The 16,975-nt window shown below is 46.0% G+C and carries 15 protein-coding genes and 1 other annotated feature; of the genes, 1 reads left to right on the forward strand and 14 read right to left on the reverse strand.

Going from position 1 to position 16,975, the window contains the following annotated elements:
• Positions 1 to 200: 200 nt before the first annotated feature.
• The 5 genes from NE671_RS03010 to pta form a co-directional block, all read right to left on the reverse strand.
• On the reverse strand, positions 201 to 1,568 hold the full coding sequence (locus NE671_RS03010; protein WP_059085904.1) for an MATE family efflux transporter: 1,368 nt from the start codon (positions 1,566 to 1,568) through the stop codon (positions 201 to 203).
• A gap of 96 nt (positions 1,569 to 1,664) precedes the next feature.
• On the reverse strand, positions 1,665 to 1,847 hold the full coding sequence (gene rpmF / locus NE671_RS03015) for a 50S ribosomal protein L32 (protein WP_015525241.1): 183 nt from the start codon (positions 1,845 to 1,847) through the stop codon (positions 1,665 to 1,667).
• Positions 1,848 to 1,850: 3 nt separating this feature from the next.
• The gene (locus NE671_RS03020; protein ID WP_015525242.1) at positions 1,851 to 2,378 is read right to left on the reverse strand and encodes a YceD family protein; all 528 of its coding nucleotides are present in this window, start codon (positions 2,376 to 2,378) and stop codon (positions 1,851 to 1,853) included.
• 251 nt (positions 2,379 to 2,629) lie between these two features.
• Positions 2,630 to 3,820: an acetate/propionate family kinase gene (locus NE671_RS03025; protein WP_021652542.1), complete on the reverse strand. Its 1,191-nt coding sequence runs from the start codon at positions 3,818 to 3,820 to the stop codon at positions 2,630 to 2,632.
• A 27-nt stretch (positions 3,821 to 3,847) separates the two neighbouring features.
• A complete protein-coding gene (gene pta / locus NE671_RS03030) occupies positions 3,848 to 4,855 on the reverse strand; it encodes a phosphate acetyltransferase (RefSeq protein WP_015525244.1) in 1,008 nt (335 codons plus the stop codon).
• Between the two features lie 399 nt (positions 4,856 to 5,254).
• Between pta and NE671_RS03035 the strand changes: the two genes are divergently transcribed.
• The gene (locus NE671_RS03035) at positions 5,255 to 6,529 is read left to right on the forward strand and encodes a tRNA(Met) cytidine acetate ligase (protein ID WP_256163668.1); all 1,275 of its coding nucleotides are present in this window, start codon (positions 5,255 to 5,257) and stop codon (positions 6,527 to 6,529) included.
• Positions 6,530 to 6,604: 75 nt separating this feature from the next.
• Here NE671_RS03035 and NE671_RS03040 read toward each other — a convergent pair whose 3' ends face one another.
• The 9 genes from NE671_RS03040 to polA all read right to left on the reverse strand — a co-directional run bounded on the left by NE671_RS03040 (position 6,605) and on the right by polA (position 16,974).
• Positions 6,605 to 7,765, reverse strand: a complete 1,161-nt coding sequence (locus NE671_RS03040; protein WP_118369301.1) for a pyridoxal phosphate-dependent aminotransferase — start codon at positions 7,763 to 7,765, stop codon at positions 6,605 to 6,607.
• 218 nt (positions 7,766 to 7,983) lie between these two features.
• Complete coding sequence (locus NE671_RS03045; RefSeq protein ID WP_015525247.1) at positions 7,984 to 8,772, reverse strand: ABC transporter ATP-binding protein; 789 nt, start codon at positions 8,770 to 8,772, stop codon at positions 7,984 to 7,986.
• A gap of 3 nt (positions 8,773 to 8,775) precedes the next feature.
• The gene (locus NE671_RS03050; RefSeq protein ID WP_118608071.1) at positions 8,776 to 9,687 is read right to left on the reverse strand and encodes an ABC transporter permease; all 912 of its coding nucleotides are present in this window, start codon (positions 9,685 to 9,687) and stop codon (positions 8,776 to 8,778) included.
• Positions 9,688 to 9,759: 72 nt separating this feature from the next.
• A complete protein-coding gene (locus NE671_RS03055) occupies positions 9,760 to 10,788 on the reverse strand; it encodes an ABC transporter substrate-binding protein (protein WP_021652537.1) in 1,029 nt (342 codons plus the stop codon).
• A 132-nt stretch (positions 10,789 to 10,920) separates the two neighbouring features.
• Positions 10,921 to 11,171, reverse strand: a binding site (T-box leader).
• A gap of 58 nt (positions 11,172 to 11,229) precedes the next feature.
• Positions 11,230 to 12,594: a PFL family protein gene (locus tag NE671_RS03060; protein ID WP_015525248.1), complete on the reverse strand. Its 1,365-nt coding sequence runs from the start codon at positions 12,592 to 12,594 to the stop codon at positions 11,230 to 11,232.
• A 70-nt stretch (positions 12,595 to 12,664) separates the two neighbouring features.
• On the reverse strand, positions 12,665 to 12,937 hold the full coding sequence (locus NE671_RS03065) for an ACT domain-containing protein (protein WP_015525249.1): 273 nt from the start codon (positions 12,935 to 12,937) through the stop codon (positions 12,665 to 12,667).
• A 13-nt stretch (positions 12,938 to 12,950) separates the two neighbouring features.
• On the reverse strand, positions 12,951 to 13,748 hold the full coding sequence (locus NE671_RS03070; RefSeq protein ID WP_129975048.1) for an MBL fold metallo-hydrolase: 798 nt from the start codon (positions 13,746 to 13,748) through the stop codon (positions 12,951 to 12,953).
• A complete protein-coding gene (coaE, locus tag NE671_RS03075) occupies positions 13,735 to 14,334 on the reverse strand; it encodes a dephospho-CoA kinase (protein WP_129975046.1) in 600 nt (199 codons plus the stop codon). Before coaE ends, NE671_RS03070 begins: the two co-directional genes overlap by 14 nt.
• Positions 14,335 to 16,974: a DNA polymerase I gene (gene polA, locus NE671_RS03080; RefSeq protein WP_129975044.1), complete on the reverse strand. Its 2,640-nt coding sequence runs from the start codon at positions 16,972 to 16,974 to the stop codon at positions 14,335 to 14,337.
• Between the last annotated feature and the right edge of the window lies 1 nt (position 16,975).

Raw genomic sequence — 16,975 nt, forward strand, 5'->3', positions numbered from 1 at the left:
AAAAACCATATCGTATTGTTTTTTGCAGATTATACATATCTGGTCATCCCCATTACATATGTTTCATCTATCTGCATCCAGAATACCTCTTTTTCAGCTTTCAGGCAATCAAATCTATACGTAATAAATCGACATCTTTCGAACAAAACAAAGGTGCTGATCACTGCTATTACACAGAATCAGCACCTTTTCATATATCGTTATTTCTTTTTCTGCATACCTGGAAATCGCCGAAAATAATAGATGACAAACAGTACCGCAGTAATTATCCAGGACACCGGATAACTGAGCATGATACTGTCGATCCCCGGATGAGATCTTACAAAGGCAAACAACCAGATGATACGTAAAAGACAGACTCCTCCACAGGTCAGGATCATAGGAACCAGTACTCTTCCGGCACCACGCAGCGCTCCGGAAATAATTCCGATCACAACATAAATAGCATAGGACGGAATCAGGAAACGGATCATATGCACCCCAATGTCTACAACCACCTGATCTGTTGTAAACAAATGGTAGATCGGATTTGCGAACAGAATAAGTGCTCCGCTTACAATAAACGCCGAAATGTATGCCATCACCATACAGACGCGGACACTTTTTCGCATGCGGTGGTATTTTCCGGCACCATAATTCTGTCCCACAAAGGTGGTAATTGAGATGGCAAAAGCATTGCATACCATCCAGAACACCGCATCAATCTTTCCCATAGTTCCCCAGGCTGCCACTGTGTCAGTCCCCAGTTCATTGACAAAAATCTGAATGGTGAGATTGGCAATATTATACATCACCGATTCCAGTCCTGCCGGAAGTCCAATCCTGAGAACTGCCCCCAAAGACCGGAGATCAAAACGGATCTCATGAAATTCCAGACGATAAATATCCTCTGCGCGCATCAGGAACCAGGTTACAAGGATGGCACTGACTGCCTGGCAGCTGACTGTTGCAAGTGCAACACCGAGGACTCCCATATGGAAGATCACTACAAATACAACATCCAGCAAAATATTCAACAAACAGGTAATGATCAGCACATAGAGCGGTCTTTTGGAATCTCCTACCGCTCTTAGGATACTGGATACCATGTTGTAGACCAGATTGAAAAATGTTCCCGCAAAATAGATATGCAGGTACAGCACAGAATCGGGAATTACTTCTGCCGGTGTTTTCATCAGGTGAAGGATCGGCTCAGCCAGGATAAAACCTGCTGTTCCCACAATAATACTGGCAGCCAGGCAGAAGATCATGGATGTGTGAAGTGCTTTTTTAAGGTTTTTGTGGTCTTTCGCTCCGTAAAACTGAGAAATCACTACAGACGCACCGGAACATAAACCTACAAAAAAACCTACGATGAGATTCACGATCATACTGGATGAGCCTCCTACTGCTGCCAATGCTTCTTTTCCCACAAAGCGGCCTACTACAACTGTATCGGCAGTATTGTAGATCTGCTGGAACAGAGTTCCAAACAAGATCGGAAAAAAGAATATCAGAAGCTGCTTCCAGATCACACCCTCTGTGATCTGGTTCACGGCGGTATTTTTCTGATTCTTGTTCTGTTTCATATTTTTTTATTTCCCCCCAGAGTATAAAAAAAGCCGGTATACTTATCTCAGCATACCAGACTCTTTTCGCATCATATATTGACTGTCTAATTAAAATTAGTCCTCAACTTTGATGATTTCCTTCTTATTGTAGCTTCCGCAAGCTTTGCAAACTCTGTGTGGCATCATAAGTGCTCCACATTTGCTACATTTAACAAGGTTCATAGCGCTCATTTTCCAGTTCGCTCTTCTCTTGTCACGTCTAGCTTTGGAAGATTTGTTCTTAGGACAAATGGACATAGGTTACACCTCCTTAAATTTACTGAATATATCACTGATAGCTGCCATGCGGGGATCCTTAGGCTCCTCCTTGCATCCGCAGGGACCTTCGTTCAGGTTCTTCCCGCAGCGGCTGCAGATACCTTTACAGTCTTCTTTACATAAGACCTTTAAAGGCCAGCATATCAATACCTCAAGATAGACCAACCGGTCCACATCCAGGTTCATACCTGTGAGATAGCTGCTTTCATCCAGATCATTGACACGCTCTTCATCAGAAAGCTTCATATCGAGCTTCTTCTTAAATTCCAGCGGTATCTCGACGGCTACTGTCTCAAGACAGCGGTCACATGGAATGCCCACTGTGATCTTACCAGTTCCTGTAAGCTCAAGAACCTTATCACCGGTATTGGTGATCGTAAGCTCTACCGGTTCCTTCGCAAGTACCGGAAAACTTCCCATCTGAAAATCAATCTTCTCCAGTTCAGGAGCAACTGATTCCTGGATCGTCTTGCCATCACAGGAAGAAATGTCTAATAAATGAATCTGCATAAGTCTCTCCTATCCACACTCAATCCATTATACATATGGTCTTGTGATTTGTCAACGTTATTTTCGGGAAAATATTACATTTTTTTAATTTTTTGTTACTGTTGGCTTAATCAGAAATTCGGGGTAAATTACGGGGGTGGACCTTTAATTGTCCGCCCCCCGAATGTATACTGCTGATCCACAGTAATATATAATTCTGCCTGATTACCGATCATGCCCGAACGGTTCTGTACCGGTACTGAAACAGCTGATTATACCAGTGCTACAGTCTCACGGCAGATTGCAAGCTCCTCGTTTGTCGGGATAACTGCAACCTTAACCTTGGAGTCCGGTGTGGAGATCACGATTTCCTCGCCACGATGTCCGTTAGCATCTTTGTCAAGTGTTACGCCAAGGTATCCGAGATAGCTGACAACCTTCTCACGTACCGGGATCGCATTCTCACCGATACCTGCTGTGAAGACGATCGCGTCAACACCATTCATTGCTGCAACATATCCGCCTACGAATTTAGCGATGCTATAGCAGAGAACGTCGATGGCATTAGCTGCATCCTCGTTTCCGCCTTCAGCTGCCTCGTTGAGGTCACGGAAGTCGCTGGAAAGTCCGCCGGAAAGTCCGAGAAGACCAGATTTCTTGTTGAGTACATTCATAACGCCCTCAATGTCCAGGTTCTCTTTCTTAGCAATGAACTCCATGATAGCCGGATCGATGTTACCGGAACGAGTTCCCATAACAACACCTTCAAGTGGTGTAAGACCCATTGTTGTATCTACACATTTGCCATTTACAACTGCGCTGATGGAAGATCCGTTTCCAAGGTGGCAGACGATAACTTTGGAGTTGTCTTTGTCAAGGCCAAGGAAATCAACAGCTCTCTTGGATACGAAGCTGTGGGATGTTCCGTGGAAACCGTATCTTCTTACTTTATATTTCTTGTAGAAGTCAAGCGGAAGTCCATAAAGATATGCTTTAGCAGGCATTGTCTGATGGAAAGCGGTATCAAATACGCCTACCTGTGGTACGCCTGGCATAAGCTCTGCACATACACGGATACCAATGAGGTTAGCCGGGTTGTGGAGCGGTGCAAGGTCATTGCACTCTTCTACTGCTTTGATCATCTCGTCTGTGATCACTGCAGAAGAAGCAAATTTCTCGCCTCCGTGTACGACACGATGTCCAATCGCATTAACCTCTTTAAGGCTTCCGATTGCACCTGTTTTATCGTTTGTAAGAGCATCCAGTACCATCTGGATCGCTTCTTTATGTGTTGGCATAGCTGCCTCTGTGATCTCTTTGTCACATCCGGCTTTCTGATATACCAGTCTTCCGTCAATACCGATTCTCTCGCAGAGACCCTTTGCAAGTACATTCTCTGTCTCAGAATCGATTAACTGATATTTTAATGAAGAACTTCCACAGTTGATAACTAATACGTTCATGATTTAACTCTCCTGATCTTTTAATAATTATTTATCCTCTGCCTGGCACTGTACTGCTGTGATCGCTACAACACCTACGATATCATCTGCAGAGCATCCGCGAGACAGGTCGTTTACAGGTTTTGCGATACCCTGTGTAACAGGTCCGTATGCTTCTGCTTTACCAAGACGCTGAGCAAGCTTGTATCCGATGTTACCTGCATCAAGGTCAGGGAATACCAGTACGTTAGCTTTACCTGCTACTTCGCTTCCCGGTGCTTTGGATGCGCCTACGCTTGGAACGATAGCTGCATCAAGCTGGAACTCTCCGTCAAGTTTAAGCTCCGGATGCTCCTCTTTGGCAATTCTTGTAGCCTCTACGACTTTATCTACGTCAGGATGCTTTGCACTTCCCTTAGTGGAGTGGGAAAGCATAGCTACGATCGGCTCCTCCTGAACAAGAAGCTTAAAGGACTCAGCAGAAGATGCTGCGATCGCAGAAAGCTCATCCGGAGTCGGGTTCTGGTTCAGACCGGAATCAGCAAATACGAATGCACCGTTTGCACCATACTCGCAATCCGGAACAACGATCAGGAAGAATGCGGATACAAGCTTGGTTCCCGGTTTTGTCTTCAGGATCTGAAGGCATGGACGAAGTGTATCTGCTGTAGAATGGCATGCACCGGATACCATACCGTCTGCATCCCCCATCTTAACCATCATTACGCCATAGTATGGGTACTGAGTATGAAGGATCTCTTTCGCTTTCTCAGGTGTCATTCCCTTCTTTGCTCTCAGCTCTACAAATTTATCAATATATGCCTGAGTTCTGTCAGATTTCTCCGGATCTACGATCTGTGCACCGGAAATATCAAAGCCGCCCTCTGCAGCTTTCTTGTTGATCTCTTCCTCATTACCGATGAGGATGATCTTTGCAACTCCCTCTTTCAGAATCTTGTCAGTTGCCTCAAGAGTTCTCATATCCTCTGTCTCTGGCAGTACAATTGTTTTTACGCTTTCTTTTGCTCTTTTTTTAAGCAGTTCAACAAATCCCATGATTAAATGGCTCCTTTCTTGATGTAACAAAAACGCTAGTGTCTGTTCGGGCACTACACTATGTTTATTATACCCCCTTACCCTTTTCTTTTCAAGCGTTTCATTGTCAGAAAATGGCTATACTGCGTATTTTTTGAAGTGCAATTGTTACTGTTTACCGACAATGTTCTGCGATGTGTTTTTTGTGGATAAAGATCACAGATGGCCCAAGGATTTCGGCGCATGATCATAAATTTGCGTGATTTCTGTATCTCACAAAGGGTGTTGCCGGGCCCAGAGCGGACAGCAGCATTCGGGTTTATGGCAGCAAAACAGATTTCGAATGCCGCTTAACTTTTTACATTGCTTATGTTAAAATAGCACCATTATAATTTTCAGAAATGGCAGGTACTTTTTTATATGAAAGTTGTTGGAATCATTGCAGAATATAACCCATTTCACAAAGGTCACGAATACCAGATCCGCTATGCCCGGGAGATCCTTGGTGCTAATTATATTGTGATCGCCATGAGCGGGGATTTTGTCCAAAGAGGGGCTCCTGCCCTTATGGAAAAACATCTCCGGGCTGAGATGGCTCTTCTCGGAGGCGCCGATCTGATCCTGGAAATGCCGGTACAGACAGCAACGGCCAGTGCGGAAGGATTTGCCGCAGGTGGCGTAAGCCTTCTTGACGGGCTTGGTGTTGTAGATGAGCTATGTTTCGGAAGTGAATGCGGAGATACAGAGACTCTTATGAATATTGCACAGATTCTTGTAAAGGAACCGTTTAAATACCGCAAACTCCTTCAGCAGAATCTTCGTACCGGAATGAGTTTTCCAGCTGCAAGAAGCAGTGCTTTGATCCGTTACATGCGAGAAAAAGCCACTTCCGTGCATAACACATTCGGCGTTTCATCAGAACATATTGAACTCATTCTTTCTTCTCCCAATAACATCCTGGGAATCGAATACTGCAAAGCGCTTCTCCGTCTTAACAGCCGTATCCTTCCTCATGCACTTTTAAGAAAGGGAAGTGGTTATCATGATACGGATTTTTCTCTTCTTTCCGACGAAGAATTTCCCTCTGCTTCCGGCATCCGGAGCCTTATGAAAAAATCCGAAGGAACTGTGCAGTCTGCTGATCTTTCCCGGTTGATCCCTTCTGCTTCCCTTCCCGGATTCCTGGATTCTCTCAAAAAAGGAGCATGGCTTTCTGACTCAGCACTGGATCTTCCTCTGCATTACAAACTGCTTCTGGAATCCGAAGAAACTTTAAAAATGTATCCGGAGCTTTCGGATGCACTGATCCGGCGTATCCTGAAATCCCGAAATCAATATGAAGGTTTTTCCCAGTTTGCGGATCTTTTGAAAACACGGGATATTACCCGTTCTGCTATCTGCCGCAGCCTTGTCCGGATCTTTCTTGACCAAAAAACAACAGCACCCGGACACATTCCCTATGCCCGGGTACTTGGCTTTCAAAAAAACAGCGCTCCGCTTCTCAGCCAGATCAAGAAAAACTCCTCGATCCCGCTGATCACCAAAGCCGCCGATGCATCTGCGATCCTCGATGAAACTGCGCTTCGACTTTTTAATGAAACCTGTGCGGCTTCCAATCTTTACGAAATGCTTCTCTGCCACAAAACAGGTCAGCCTTTCATCCACGAGATGAAAAAGCCGCTGCGGATCATTTAAGCTCCACAGCGGCTTGAACGCTGATAAGTAATCTTTTCATGGCTTGAGATCGGATTTTGAACAACTTTCAGTTATTCAGTTTAATCCGCTTTTTCGGATCGCTTCCACTGCTTCCCGGATCTTCTCCGGCGGAAGTACCAGGGCGAAACGTACGTAGCCCTCTCCGTGGGGACCAAAGCTTGCTCCCGGAGTCACGATGACGCCGGCCTTTTCCATCAGTTCCATACAGAATGCCATGCTGTCGGTGCGGCCACCCGGGATCTTCGCCCAGACAAACATGGTGCCTTTTCCATTTGGAAGTTCCCATCCGATATCACGAAGTCCCTGGCAGAGAGCATCTCTTCTCTCCTGGTACTTCTGACACTGTTCTTTTACGCTGTCCAGCGGTCCCTGAAGTGCTGCAATAGCTGCTTTCTGAAGCGGCAGGAACATGCCGAAGTCGATCTGGCTTCTCAATTTGCGAAGCGCTGCGATCACATCCGGCCGGCCTACCAGAAAGCTAAGTCTTGCGCCTGTAACATTGAAGGATTTGGAAAGACTGAAAAATTCCACTCCAATATCTTTCGCTCCCGGAGTGGCCAAAAAACTTCCTCCAAATGCCCCGTCAAAAATAATATCGCTGTACGCATTATCATGAATGATCAGAATATCATATTTTTTCGCAAATTCCACGATTTCTTCGTAAAGTCCCGGAGTGGCAATGCTTCCTACCGGGTTGGACGGCAGGGATACTACCATATATTTAGCCTTATTCGCTATTTCTTCCGGAATTCCCTTTACATAGGGAAGGAAATCATGCTCTGCAACCAGCGGATAATAGTAAGGAACTGCTCCTGCCATCAGACTTCCTGCTGCAAATACGGGATAGCACGGATCCGGAAGAAGTACTGTATCTCCCTCATCACAAAGCGCCATGCCAAGATGCCCCATTCCTTCCTGGCTTCCATAAACAGTCATTACCATGTCCGGTGTCAGTTCCACATCAAAACGTTTCTTATAATAAGTACAGACTGCGTCCAGAAGCTCCGGCAGATCGCGGAGACTGTATTTCCAGTTGTTATCATCCATAGCTGCTTCCGCTACAGCTTTCTTGATATATTCCGGAGTCTTGAAATCCGGAGTTCCCACACTCATGTTATAGATCTTCATGCCCTGTGCTTCCAGCTCCATACGCCGGTTGTTCAGAGCAGCAAAAATTTCATCTCCAAATCGGTCCAGTCTTTTTGAAAACTGCATGTCATTCGTCCCTCTTCCATAATAAAATTAAACGGATATTCGCAATCCGCTTCGCTACTTGCTCATAAATGAAATCACAAAGTGATTTCATTTATTTTATCACGGTAACGTGACATACTCAAGAATTTTCATAAAAAAAGAACCGTCACCTGTGTAAAGCAGCTATTCATTTTCCACTTTACACATGATCGATAACGGTTCTTCATTATTTATTCCGTTTATTCAGACAAAAGAATACGGTCATTATCCAAAGCCTTGCCCACTCCCGTTTTAAATTTCTCAAGAAGGCCATCCACGGTCATATCCTTCTTCTCTTCCCCTCCGATATCCAGCACGATATTGCCGGAGTCCATCATCAGGATACGGTTACCAAGATCAATTGCTGACTGCATATTGTGTGTGATCATCAGACAGGTCAGCTGATTTTCTTCCACGATCCGTCTGGTGAGATTAAGGACTTTCTCAGCAGTTCCCGGATCAAGGGCTGCAGTATGCTCGTCCAGAAGAAGTAATTTCGGCGGATTCATGGTTGCCATCAAAAGTGTCAGTGCCTGTCTCTGTCCTCCGGAAAGGAGACCTACCGGATGACTCATCCGCTCTTCCAGTCCAATGTCCAGCTTCTTCAGTTCTTCCCGGAAACGTTCTTTTTCCTGCCGGGTCGTGCGGGAAAGCCACCCACCCTTGCCGGCTGCAAGTGCAAGATTCTCTTCGATCGTCATTCCCGGTGCAGTACCACGCATCGGATCCTGATAAAGACGTCCGATCTCTTTTGCGCGTGCATGCTGCGGCATAAATGTGATATCCCTGCCATCCAGCTCGATCGAACCGGCATCTGTAAGAAAATCACCGCAGATCGCATTAAAAAGTGTTGATTTTCCTGCACCATTGGAACCGATGATCGTAGCAAAGTCGCCTTTTTTCAGTTCCAGGGAAAGATCTGTGATCGCCTTTTTTTCGTTTACGGTTCCCGGATTAAATGTTTTTGAAATATGGCTGATTTTCAGCATGAATCATCTTCCTCCTTTTGTATGAGTCATTCTTCTTCGGATCTGCGGCCACTGTTTCTTAAGATACGGACCGGAAATTGCAAGAACAACGATCACAGAGGATACCAGCTTCAGCATAAATGCCGGCATATTGAACCGAAGTGCGATGGTATACACAAGGCGGAAGATAAAGGAACCAAGCACCATTCCCACCGCTCTCGCAAAAATTCCTCCATGTCCGAGAAGAGTACCTCCGATCAGCAAGGATGCCAGTGCGATGGTGACCATACCCTGACCGATGTTGATATCTACGGATTTCTGTGACTGAGACAGAAGACATCCGGAAAGTGCGGTAAATGCATTTGCCACGCAAAGGCCGATGACCGTTGTAAAGACCGGATTGATGGAGGAAGATTTTACCATATCAGAATTATTTCCGGTTGCCCGGATCGCAAGACCAAGTCTTGTTTTCAGAAAGAATACCAGAAATACGATCACGAGGATCACTGCGATAGCTGCAATGAGGATATCTTCCCTACCTTTTAACGCTGTACCTGCAAGCGCATCCTTCATCATGGTAAATACTGTGGTCGTCCGATTCATATTGATCAGGGATGACCCTCCCATGACCGCGATATTTACGGAATATAATGCAGTATTTACAATAATACCTGCAAGCAGGCTGTCTACCCCCAGCTTCGTCTGCAGGATAGCCGTTACAAATCCTGATGTAACACCTGCTGCCATGGCCGCCGCAATGGACAGAAACGGATGTCCGCTTACAGCAACTACGGCTCCTACAGCGGCCCCGAAGGTAAAGCAGCCATCTGTAGAAAGGTCGCAGACATTCAGCATGGAATAACTAAGGAACAAAGCAAGAACTGTCAGAGAACAGATCAGTCCAAGCTTCAGGGCAGTCTCCCCGAGGGAGAGCATAGTTGCAATCGTCACAGTGATTTCCTCCAATTGGATTTATTTCATAACTGCTCACAAAAGTGAGCGGTTAATTTATTTTGATTCTACTTCATCAAAGCTTTCTGCAGTTGTGATCTCATTTACCTGTGTGCAGAGAGGCTCAAATGCCTTCTTTACGGTATCGAAATCAAGTCCAAGTGCCTTGCAGGTTTCTGTATTAACTGTTGCAGTACCATTGTCAAAGGTTTCAACAGCTGTCTTAGACGGATCCGCATTATCTATCAGGATGTCAGCGATCATATCGGCTGTTTTCTGTCCCAGATTTGCATAATCAACCCCATATCCTACAAAGGCACCATTTAATGCAAAGGAGTCGGCACCTGTGTAGTGCGGGATTCCTGCGTCGATGAATTTTTCATAAATAGAAAGCTCTGCTGTCATGATAGTGTTGTCCGTAGGTGTAAATACGGCATCCACACCGTCAGCGATCAGTGCATCTGCTGCGAGCTGGACTTCATCGGTAGTGGTTCCTGTACGCTCTACATATTCGATTCCCTCTTTATCCAGATAATCTTTTGCTTCCTGGATCGCTGTTGTAGAGGAATCCTGTCCGACATCATAGAGAAGACCGATCTTCTTTACATCCGGATTCTGTGCCTGAATCAGCTTCATGATAGAAGAAGTATCCAGGTAATCGCTGGTTCCTGTGATATTTGCACCAGGAGCATCCAGAGAATCTACAAGACCGGAGCCAACCGGATCAGATACTGCGGAGAAAACAACCGGTGTATCGCTTCCCTCTGTAGCGGACTGCATACGCATTGCCACCGGTGTAGCCACACCAACCATCAGGTCAACCTTATCCGCCTGAAAATCTGAAATGATCTGTTCCATAACACTGGCATCTGCATTACAGTTATCATAAGACACATCAAATGTGACACCCTTTTCTTTGCCAAGCTCCTCCAGACGGGACTGGATGTTGTCTACGATCTGGTTCAGGGAAGCATCATCTACATAATTGCAGATGCCTACTTTAAAATCCTCCGCCATAACCGGGCTTGTCATCATCATAGTTGTTGCTGCTACTGCTGCTGCGATCACTAACATTCTTTTTTTCATGGTTTTGTTCTCCCTTCTTATTTCCGCTTATGATTACCTTTTGTACACCTTGCGGTCTGCTTTTCCGGAACAACTTTCATGCAACAGAATCGCTTTTCCTGTAACACAAAAACCGTCCCAAGCTTATATCATGCTTGAGACGGTAATAAAAGTTCTTTATTATCGCGGTACCACTCAAATTGACGAATCGTCCACTTTCCGGTGTACTAACATACACTCCTCATTGGTAACGGGTTCGGTTCCCGTCGGCGCCTACTGTACAGATAAATAGTTCGGGCCGCCCTCGAAAGTCCATTCAACATCTGGTCCCCTGCGGATTTCCACCATCACCGCTCTCTGTGAAGCTTCCTGAAATGTTTACTTCTCTTTCTCACTGGTTTGTTTTTTAAGTTGTGTTTACTTTAGCACATCAACGTGAGTCTGTCAAGTCCAAAAATAAAATTAATTCTTAAAGCTGTGGATTGGTGCCGGGATCCTTCCACCTCTCTGTACAAATGCATCACAGGAGAAGGAATTTACTGGCATGATCGGAGCATAGCCAAGAAGACCTCCGAACTCAACCGTTTCGCCCACACCCTTACCGATAACCGGGATGAGACGTACTGCAGTTGTCTTCTGATTTACCATACCGATGGCAGACTCATCTGCGATGATACCTGCCAGTGTAGTCGCCTTGGTATCTCCCGGAACTGCGATCATGTCCAGACCAACAGAGCATACACAGGTCATGGCTTCCAGCTTCTCCAGAGTAAGAGCTCCCTCGTTTACCGCATCGATCATTCCCTGATCCTCGCTGACAGGAATAAAGGCACCACTTAATCCGCCCACAGCAGCTGCTGCCATAACGCCGCCTTTCTTCACCTGGTCGTTGAGAAGTGCAAGCGCTGCAGTTGTTCCAGGTGCACCGGCTCTCTCAAGGCCGATCTCTTCCAGGATCTCAGCTACGGAATCACCGATAGCCGGTGTCGGTGCAAGAGAAAGATCCACAATACCAAACGGCACGTCAAGACGCTTGGATGCCTCACGTGCAACCAGCTGTCCAACTCGTGTAACTTTGAATGCGGTACGTTTGATCATCTCGCAGAGAGTTCCGAAGTCCTCGCCACGAACCTGCTCCAGAGCTTTCTTTACAACGCCAGGGCCACTGACACCTACGTTGATGATGCAGTCCGCCTCTGTGACACCGTGGAACGCGCCTGCCATAAACGGGTTATCATCCGGTGCGTTACAGAATACTACCAGCTTGGCACATCCAAGAGAATCCTGGTCCTTAGTAGCCTCTGCTGTTGCGAGGATGATCTCGCCCATCAGCTTTACGGCATCCATGTTGATACCGGTCTTGGTGGAACCAACGTTTACAGAACTGCAGACGCGCTCTGTTTCTGCCATTGCCTGAGGAATGGAGCGGATAAGAAGCTCCTCTGCCGGAGTCATTCCTTTGCTTACCAGTGCAGAATATCCGCCGATAAAGTTAACGCCAACTTCCTTGGCACATTTATCCAGCGTTCTTGCGATGGTCACAAAATCCTCCGGTTTCTTACATGCAGCCCCGCCAACCAGAGCAATGGGTGTTACGGAAATTCGTTTATTTACAACCGGGATACCGTACTCGGTTGCGATCTCATCACCGGTAGCTACCAGATTTCTGGCCTTTGTGGTGATCTTTTCGTATATTTTCTGATTCAGTGCATCCAGGTCAGGATCGATACAGTCCAGAAGGCTGATCCCCATGGTGATGGTACGCACATCCAGATTCTCCTGCTCGATCATTTTATTTGTCTCGTTTACCTCAAAAATATTGATCATTTTATTTTCTCCCTGATGATTGATGTAAAGTAGATATCATATGCATTGGCAATCCGCATTCGCTGCTTGATCATACTCGATGCATCATGTTAAAAATATCTTCATGCTGGCAGTGGATCACAACACCGATCTCCTTACCCAGATTTTCAAGCTCTTTTGCAAGTTCACCGCCATCCTTTTCACATTTTGCTGTGTCTGCGATCATCATCATGTTGAAGTAACCCTGAACGATGGTCTGAGAAATATCCAGAATATTAACCTGATTCTCTGCAAGATATGTACAAACCTTTGCAATAATTCCTACTGTGTCATTTCCTACTACTGTGATAATTGTCTTCTTCATCGTTTTTTCCTTTCTACACTGTGATTATTTCTGATATGTGATCCCTCTTCGCTACCTGGATCTTAAAATCCCTAGAACGGTACGGGTTGTCACCAAGTGTCACCTCCGAGCACACAGTCTCGTAGGCAAGTTCTTCATAGTTGTTTTCTCTGCTTAAATGGCCAAGAAAAACCGCCTTCAAATTATCATGGAGGATCCGACAGAGCAGACGTCCTGCATTCTCATTGGAGAGATGCCCACGATCTCCCAGAATCCTCTGTTTGAGATAATAAGGGTATTTTCCAACCTGAAGCATGCGGATGTCATGATTTGCTTCCAAAAGCACCGCATCCAGATTCTCCAGATTTTTTACAATGTAATCATTATATTTTCCAAGGTCTGTGGCAATGCCCACAGAATGCTCTCCGCATTCCAGGCGGTAACCCACCGGCTGTGCAGCATCATGGGAAATGGTAAAAGGATTTACCGTCAGGTCCTTGATCCCAAAAGGCTCATCCTCCCGGATCTCGTGGATCAGTCCCTCCGGCATTTTTCCAAGGGATTTCATACGAAGCATGGCATCTGCGGTTCCACCTGTGGTATAGATGGGAATTCCATATTTTCTGGAGATCACTCCCAGTCCCTTGATATGGTCGGAATGTTCATGTGTGATCAGGATACCGTCCACATCTTTTCCGGTAAGATCCAGGGAATTCAGGCCTTTTTCAATACTCTTCCCGCTGATCCCCACATCTACCAGAACATGTGCCTCCTCAGATCCCACATAAATACAGTTGCCGCTGCTTCCGCTGGCAATACTACAAAGTCTCATTTCTCTCTATCCCTTCTCTGATCTGTCTCCGGGTATCCTTCAGATCTCCATTATTCTCGATCACATAATCCGTATGTTCTCTGAAAACCTGGTCAGATACCTGGTTTCGGATAATGCCAAGAGATTTCTCTCTGGAATAGCCACGGCTTTCCATCAGACGACGGATCCGGATTTCCTCCTCTGTATACACATACCAGACTTCATCACAGAATTCCTGATAATTCTCTTCCAGAAAAAGAGCAGCTTCCACAACACAGATCTCTCTTCCAGCTTCCTTTTGTTCTCCAAGAAGATCCAGGATTCTCTGCTTTACAGCCGGATGGATGATCCCGTTTAATTTCAAAAGCATATCCTTATCTGTGAATACTACATCAGAAATCCGTCTCCGGTCAATAGTTTTATCTTTTTTTATGATTTCTTTTCCAAACAATGCGATCACCGCATCGTAACATTCTTCCCCCGGTTCCATCAGAATGTGACCAAGCTGGTCTGCCTGGATCACATATGCCTGGAAATCTTCTTCCATGATTCCAAGTACTGTACTTTTTCCGGCCCCTACTCCGCCGGTTACTCCGATCACTCTCATTTATTTCGCCTCATACCAGCTGTCACCCTGGTGCATATCTACGTCAAGTTCCACTGCAAGGTCTGCAGCTCCCTTCATCTCTTCTTCCAGAATACGGGAAACTTCCTCGATCTCTTCTTTCTTTGTCTCGATCAGAAGCTCATCGTGAACCTGCAGCACCAGTCTTGAACGCAGTCCCTCTTTTTTCATTCGTTCATAAACATGGTTCATGGCTATTTTGATGATATCTGCTGCAGTACCCTGGATCGGAGAGTTCATGGCTACACGTTCTCCGAAGGAGCGCTGCATGAAATTACTGGATCTCAGCTCTGGCACAGGCCTTCGTCTGCCGAACATAGTTGTCACATAACCGTGTTCCTTGCCATCCTTTACCAGACCGTCCAGAAAGCCCTTGATCTTCGGATAGGTCTCGAAATATTTCTCAATATAGGCAGCTGCCTCTTTTCTGGTAATACTCAGATCCTGGCTCAGTCCAAAGGAACTGATCCCATAAACGATTCCGAAATTTACCGCCTTGGCATTTCTTCGCTGAAGAGATGTCACTTCATCCAGCGGCACATGAAACACCTGGGATGCGGTGAGCCGGTGGATATCCTCCGCCTCACGATAAGCCTGGATCAGTTTTTCATCACCGGACATATGTGCCAGCACACGAAGCTCGATCTGGGAATAATCTGCATCCAGAAATACAAATCCCTCCTCCGGCACAAAAACCTTACGGATCAGCCTGCCCAGCTCCATGCGGACCGGTATGTTCTGAAGATTCGGATCTGTGCTGCTGATACGACCGGTTGCTGTGATCGTCTGATTAAAAGTAGAGTGGATCCTTCCATCTTCTCCGATCACATTTCCGAGACCATCTGCATAAGTGGATTTCAGCTTGGTCAGCTGGCGGTACTCCAGGATATCTTTTACGATGGCATGATCCGGCGCCAGCTTATCCAAGATATCCGCCGCTGTGGAATAGCCGGTCTTGGTCTTCTTTCCACCTGGAAGTCCCAGCTTTTCAAAAAGGATCACACCCAGCTGTTTCGGGGAATTGATATTAAACTCCTCCCCTGCTTCCTGCCAGATGGTTTTTTCCAGCTCCTGGATACGGACTTTAAGTTTTTCACCATAGTTCTTAAGCTCTTCACCCTTAACGGAAATCCCCCATTTTTCCATGGAATCCAGGGTAAAGACAAGAGGAAGCTCGATCTCATCATAAACCTTACGCATGCCTGTTTCATCCAGTTTTTCAAGAAGAACCTTTCGGGCCATGCAGGGCACAAACGCCTGATAGCAGGCATAATTTCCAAGGCATTCCAGTTCCTCTTCCCAGGCCTTTTTCAGAGAAGTCTTTCCAAGAAGGTCTTCCTTTGAGGGGAACATCATACCATCCAGATATTCTTTGGCGATATCATCATGGGAATAGGAAGATTTCAGCGGGTTCAGAAGATATGCAGCAACCCCCGCATCAAAAACCTTCTTCGGATCATCAAGGGAAACATGTTTGAGAACTGATTTAATATCCATAGCACAGAGCACCGTACTGTCCGCCAGAGTTTTCAGTTTTCCGCAAAGGTAATCCCCTGTGAGAAGTCCTCCCACCGGAATCTGATAGATTTCTTTTTCATCCAGGACCAATCCCACGGTATACACCTGATCCGGATCTGCAAGAACAGAAATACCCACCTGATCTTTCTGCGCTGCTTTTTCAAACAGTGCCTCCACACCGGAAAGATCATTACAGGTAAAAAATTCCAGTTCCATGGAGGAATCTGCTGTCGTAGCCGGATCAAAACGGTTCAGCATGTTCTTAAATTCCAGGCGTTTACACAATTCATATGCCTCCGGAGTATAGGGATTTTCCACTTTCGCTTTTTCGTAGGAAAATTCCAGCGGACTATCTGTGTTGATGGTTGCAAGCTCTTTGGAAAGCTGTGCCAGATCATAATGCTCACGAAGAGATTCTTTCGCCTTATTAGGCTTTACTTCTTCCAGATGCTCATGAGCATTCTCAATGGAACCGAACTGCACGATCATCTTGGTCGCGGTTTTCTCTCCAACGCCCGGGATTCCCGGAATATTATCGGAGCTGTCGCCCATCAGCGCTTTCAGTTCTATGATCTGCGGCGGCGTTACCTGATATTTCTCAAGAACTTCCGCTGTATGGTAATTTTCAACGGTTGTCTTTCCCCGGACAGTCTTCGGAAGCCGGATCAGCACCTTATCTGTGGCAAGCTGAAGAAGATCACGGTCTCCGGAAAGAATGGTAACATCCATACCCTTTGCTTCACTTCTTCTGGCGACCGTACCAAGAAGATCATCTGCTTCATAGCCTTCCAGGGACATGATGTTGATTCCCATGGCAGAAAGCATCTCCTTGATCAGCGGAACCTGTTCCCGAAGCTCCTCCGGCATGGGTTTTCGGGTACCTTTATAAGCTTCATATCTCTTATGCCGGAACGTAGGTGCACTCAGATCAAATGCAACGGTAAGATACTCCGGCTTCTCTTCCTCCATGATCCTGAACATAATATTCAGAAATCCATATACCGCTCCTGTATGGCATCCTTCTGCATTGGTAAGATCCGGCAGACCATAAAACGCACGGTTCAGGATGCTGTGACCATCGATCAGTAATATTTTTTCACTCAAA

Origin of the sequence: Blautia sp. DFI.9.10, assembly GCF_024461705.1 — a bacterium.
Lineage (GTDB): Bacteria > Bacillota > Clostridia > Lachnospirales > Lachnospiraceae > Blautia_A > Blautia_A fusiformis.

Coding starts and splice junctions, on each gene's coding strand:
- NE671_RS03010 (WP_059085904.1), bottom strand. CDS start 1,568: ATGAAACAGAACAAGAATCAGAAAAATACCGCCGTGAACCAGATCACA.
- rpmF (WP_015525241.1), bottom strand. CDS start 1,847: ATGTCCATTTGTCCTAAGAACAAATCTTCCAAAGCTAGACGTGACAAG.
- NE671_RS03020 (WP_015525242.1), bottom strand. CDS start 2,378: ATGCAGATTCATTTATTAGACATTTCTTCCTGTGATGGCAAGACGATC.
- NE671_RS03025 (WP_021652542.1), bottom strand. CDS start 3,820: ATGAACGTATTAGTTATCAACTGTGGAAGTTCTTCATTAAAATATCAG.
- pta (WP_015525244.1), bottom strand. CDS start 4,855: ATGGGATTTGTTGAACTGCTTAAAAAAAGAGCAAAAGAAAGCGTAAAA.
- NE671_RS03035 (WP_256163668.1), top strand. CDS start 5,255: ATGAAAGTTGTTGGAATCATTGCAGAATATAACCCATTTCACAAAGGT.
- NE671_RS03040 (WP_118369301.1), bottom strand. CDS start 7,765: ATGCAGTTTTCAAAAAGACTGGACCGATTTGGAGATGAAATTTTTGCT.
- NE671_RS03045 (WP_015525247.1), bottom strand. CDS start 8,772: ATGCTGAAAATCAGCCATATTTCAAAAACATTTAATCCGGGAACCGTA.
- NE671_RS03050 (WP_118608071.1), bottom strand. CDS start 9,687: ATGCTCTCCCTCGGGGAGACTGCCCTGAAGCTTGGACTGATCTGTTCT.
- NE671_RS03055 (WP_021652537.1), bottom strand. CDS start 10,788: ATGAAAAAAAGAATGTTAGTGATCGCAGCAGCAGTAGCAGCAACAACT.
- NE671_RS03060 (WP_015525248.1), bottom strand. CDS start 12,594: ATGATCAATATTTTTGAGGTAAACGAGACAAATAAAATGATCGAGCAG.
- NE671_RS03065 (WP_015525249.1), bottom strand. CDS start 12,937: ATGAAGAAGACAATTATCACAGTAGTAGGAAATGACACAGTAGGAATT.
- NE671_RS03070 (WP_129975048.1), bottom strand. CDS start 13,748: ATGAGACTTTGTAGTATTGCCAGCGGAAGCAGCGGCAACTGTATTTAT.
- coaE (WP_129975046.1), bottom strand. CDS start 14,334: ATGAGAGTGATCGGAGTAACCGGCGGAGTAGGGGCCGGAAAAAGTACA.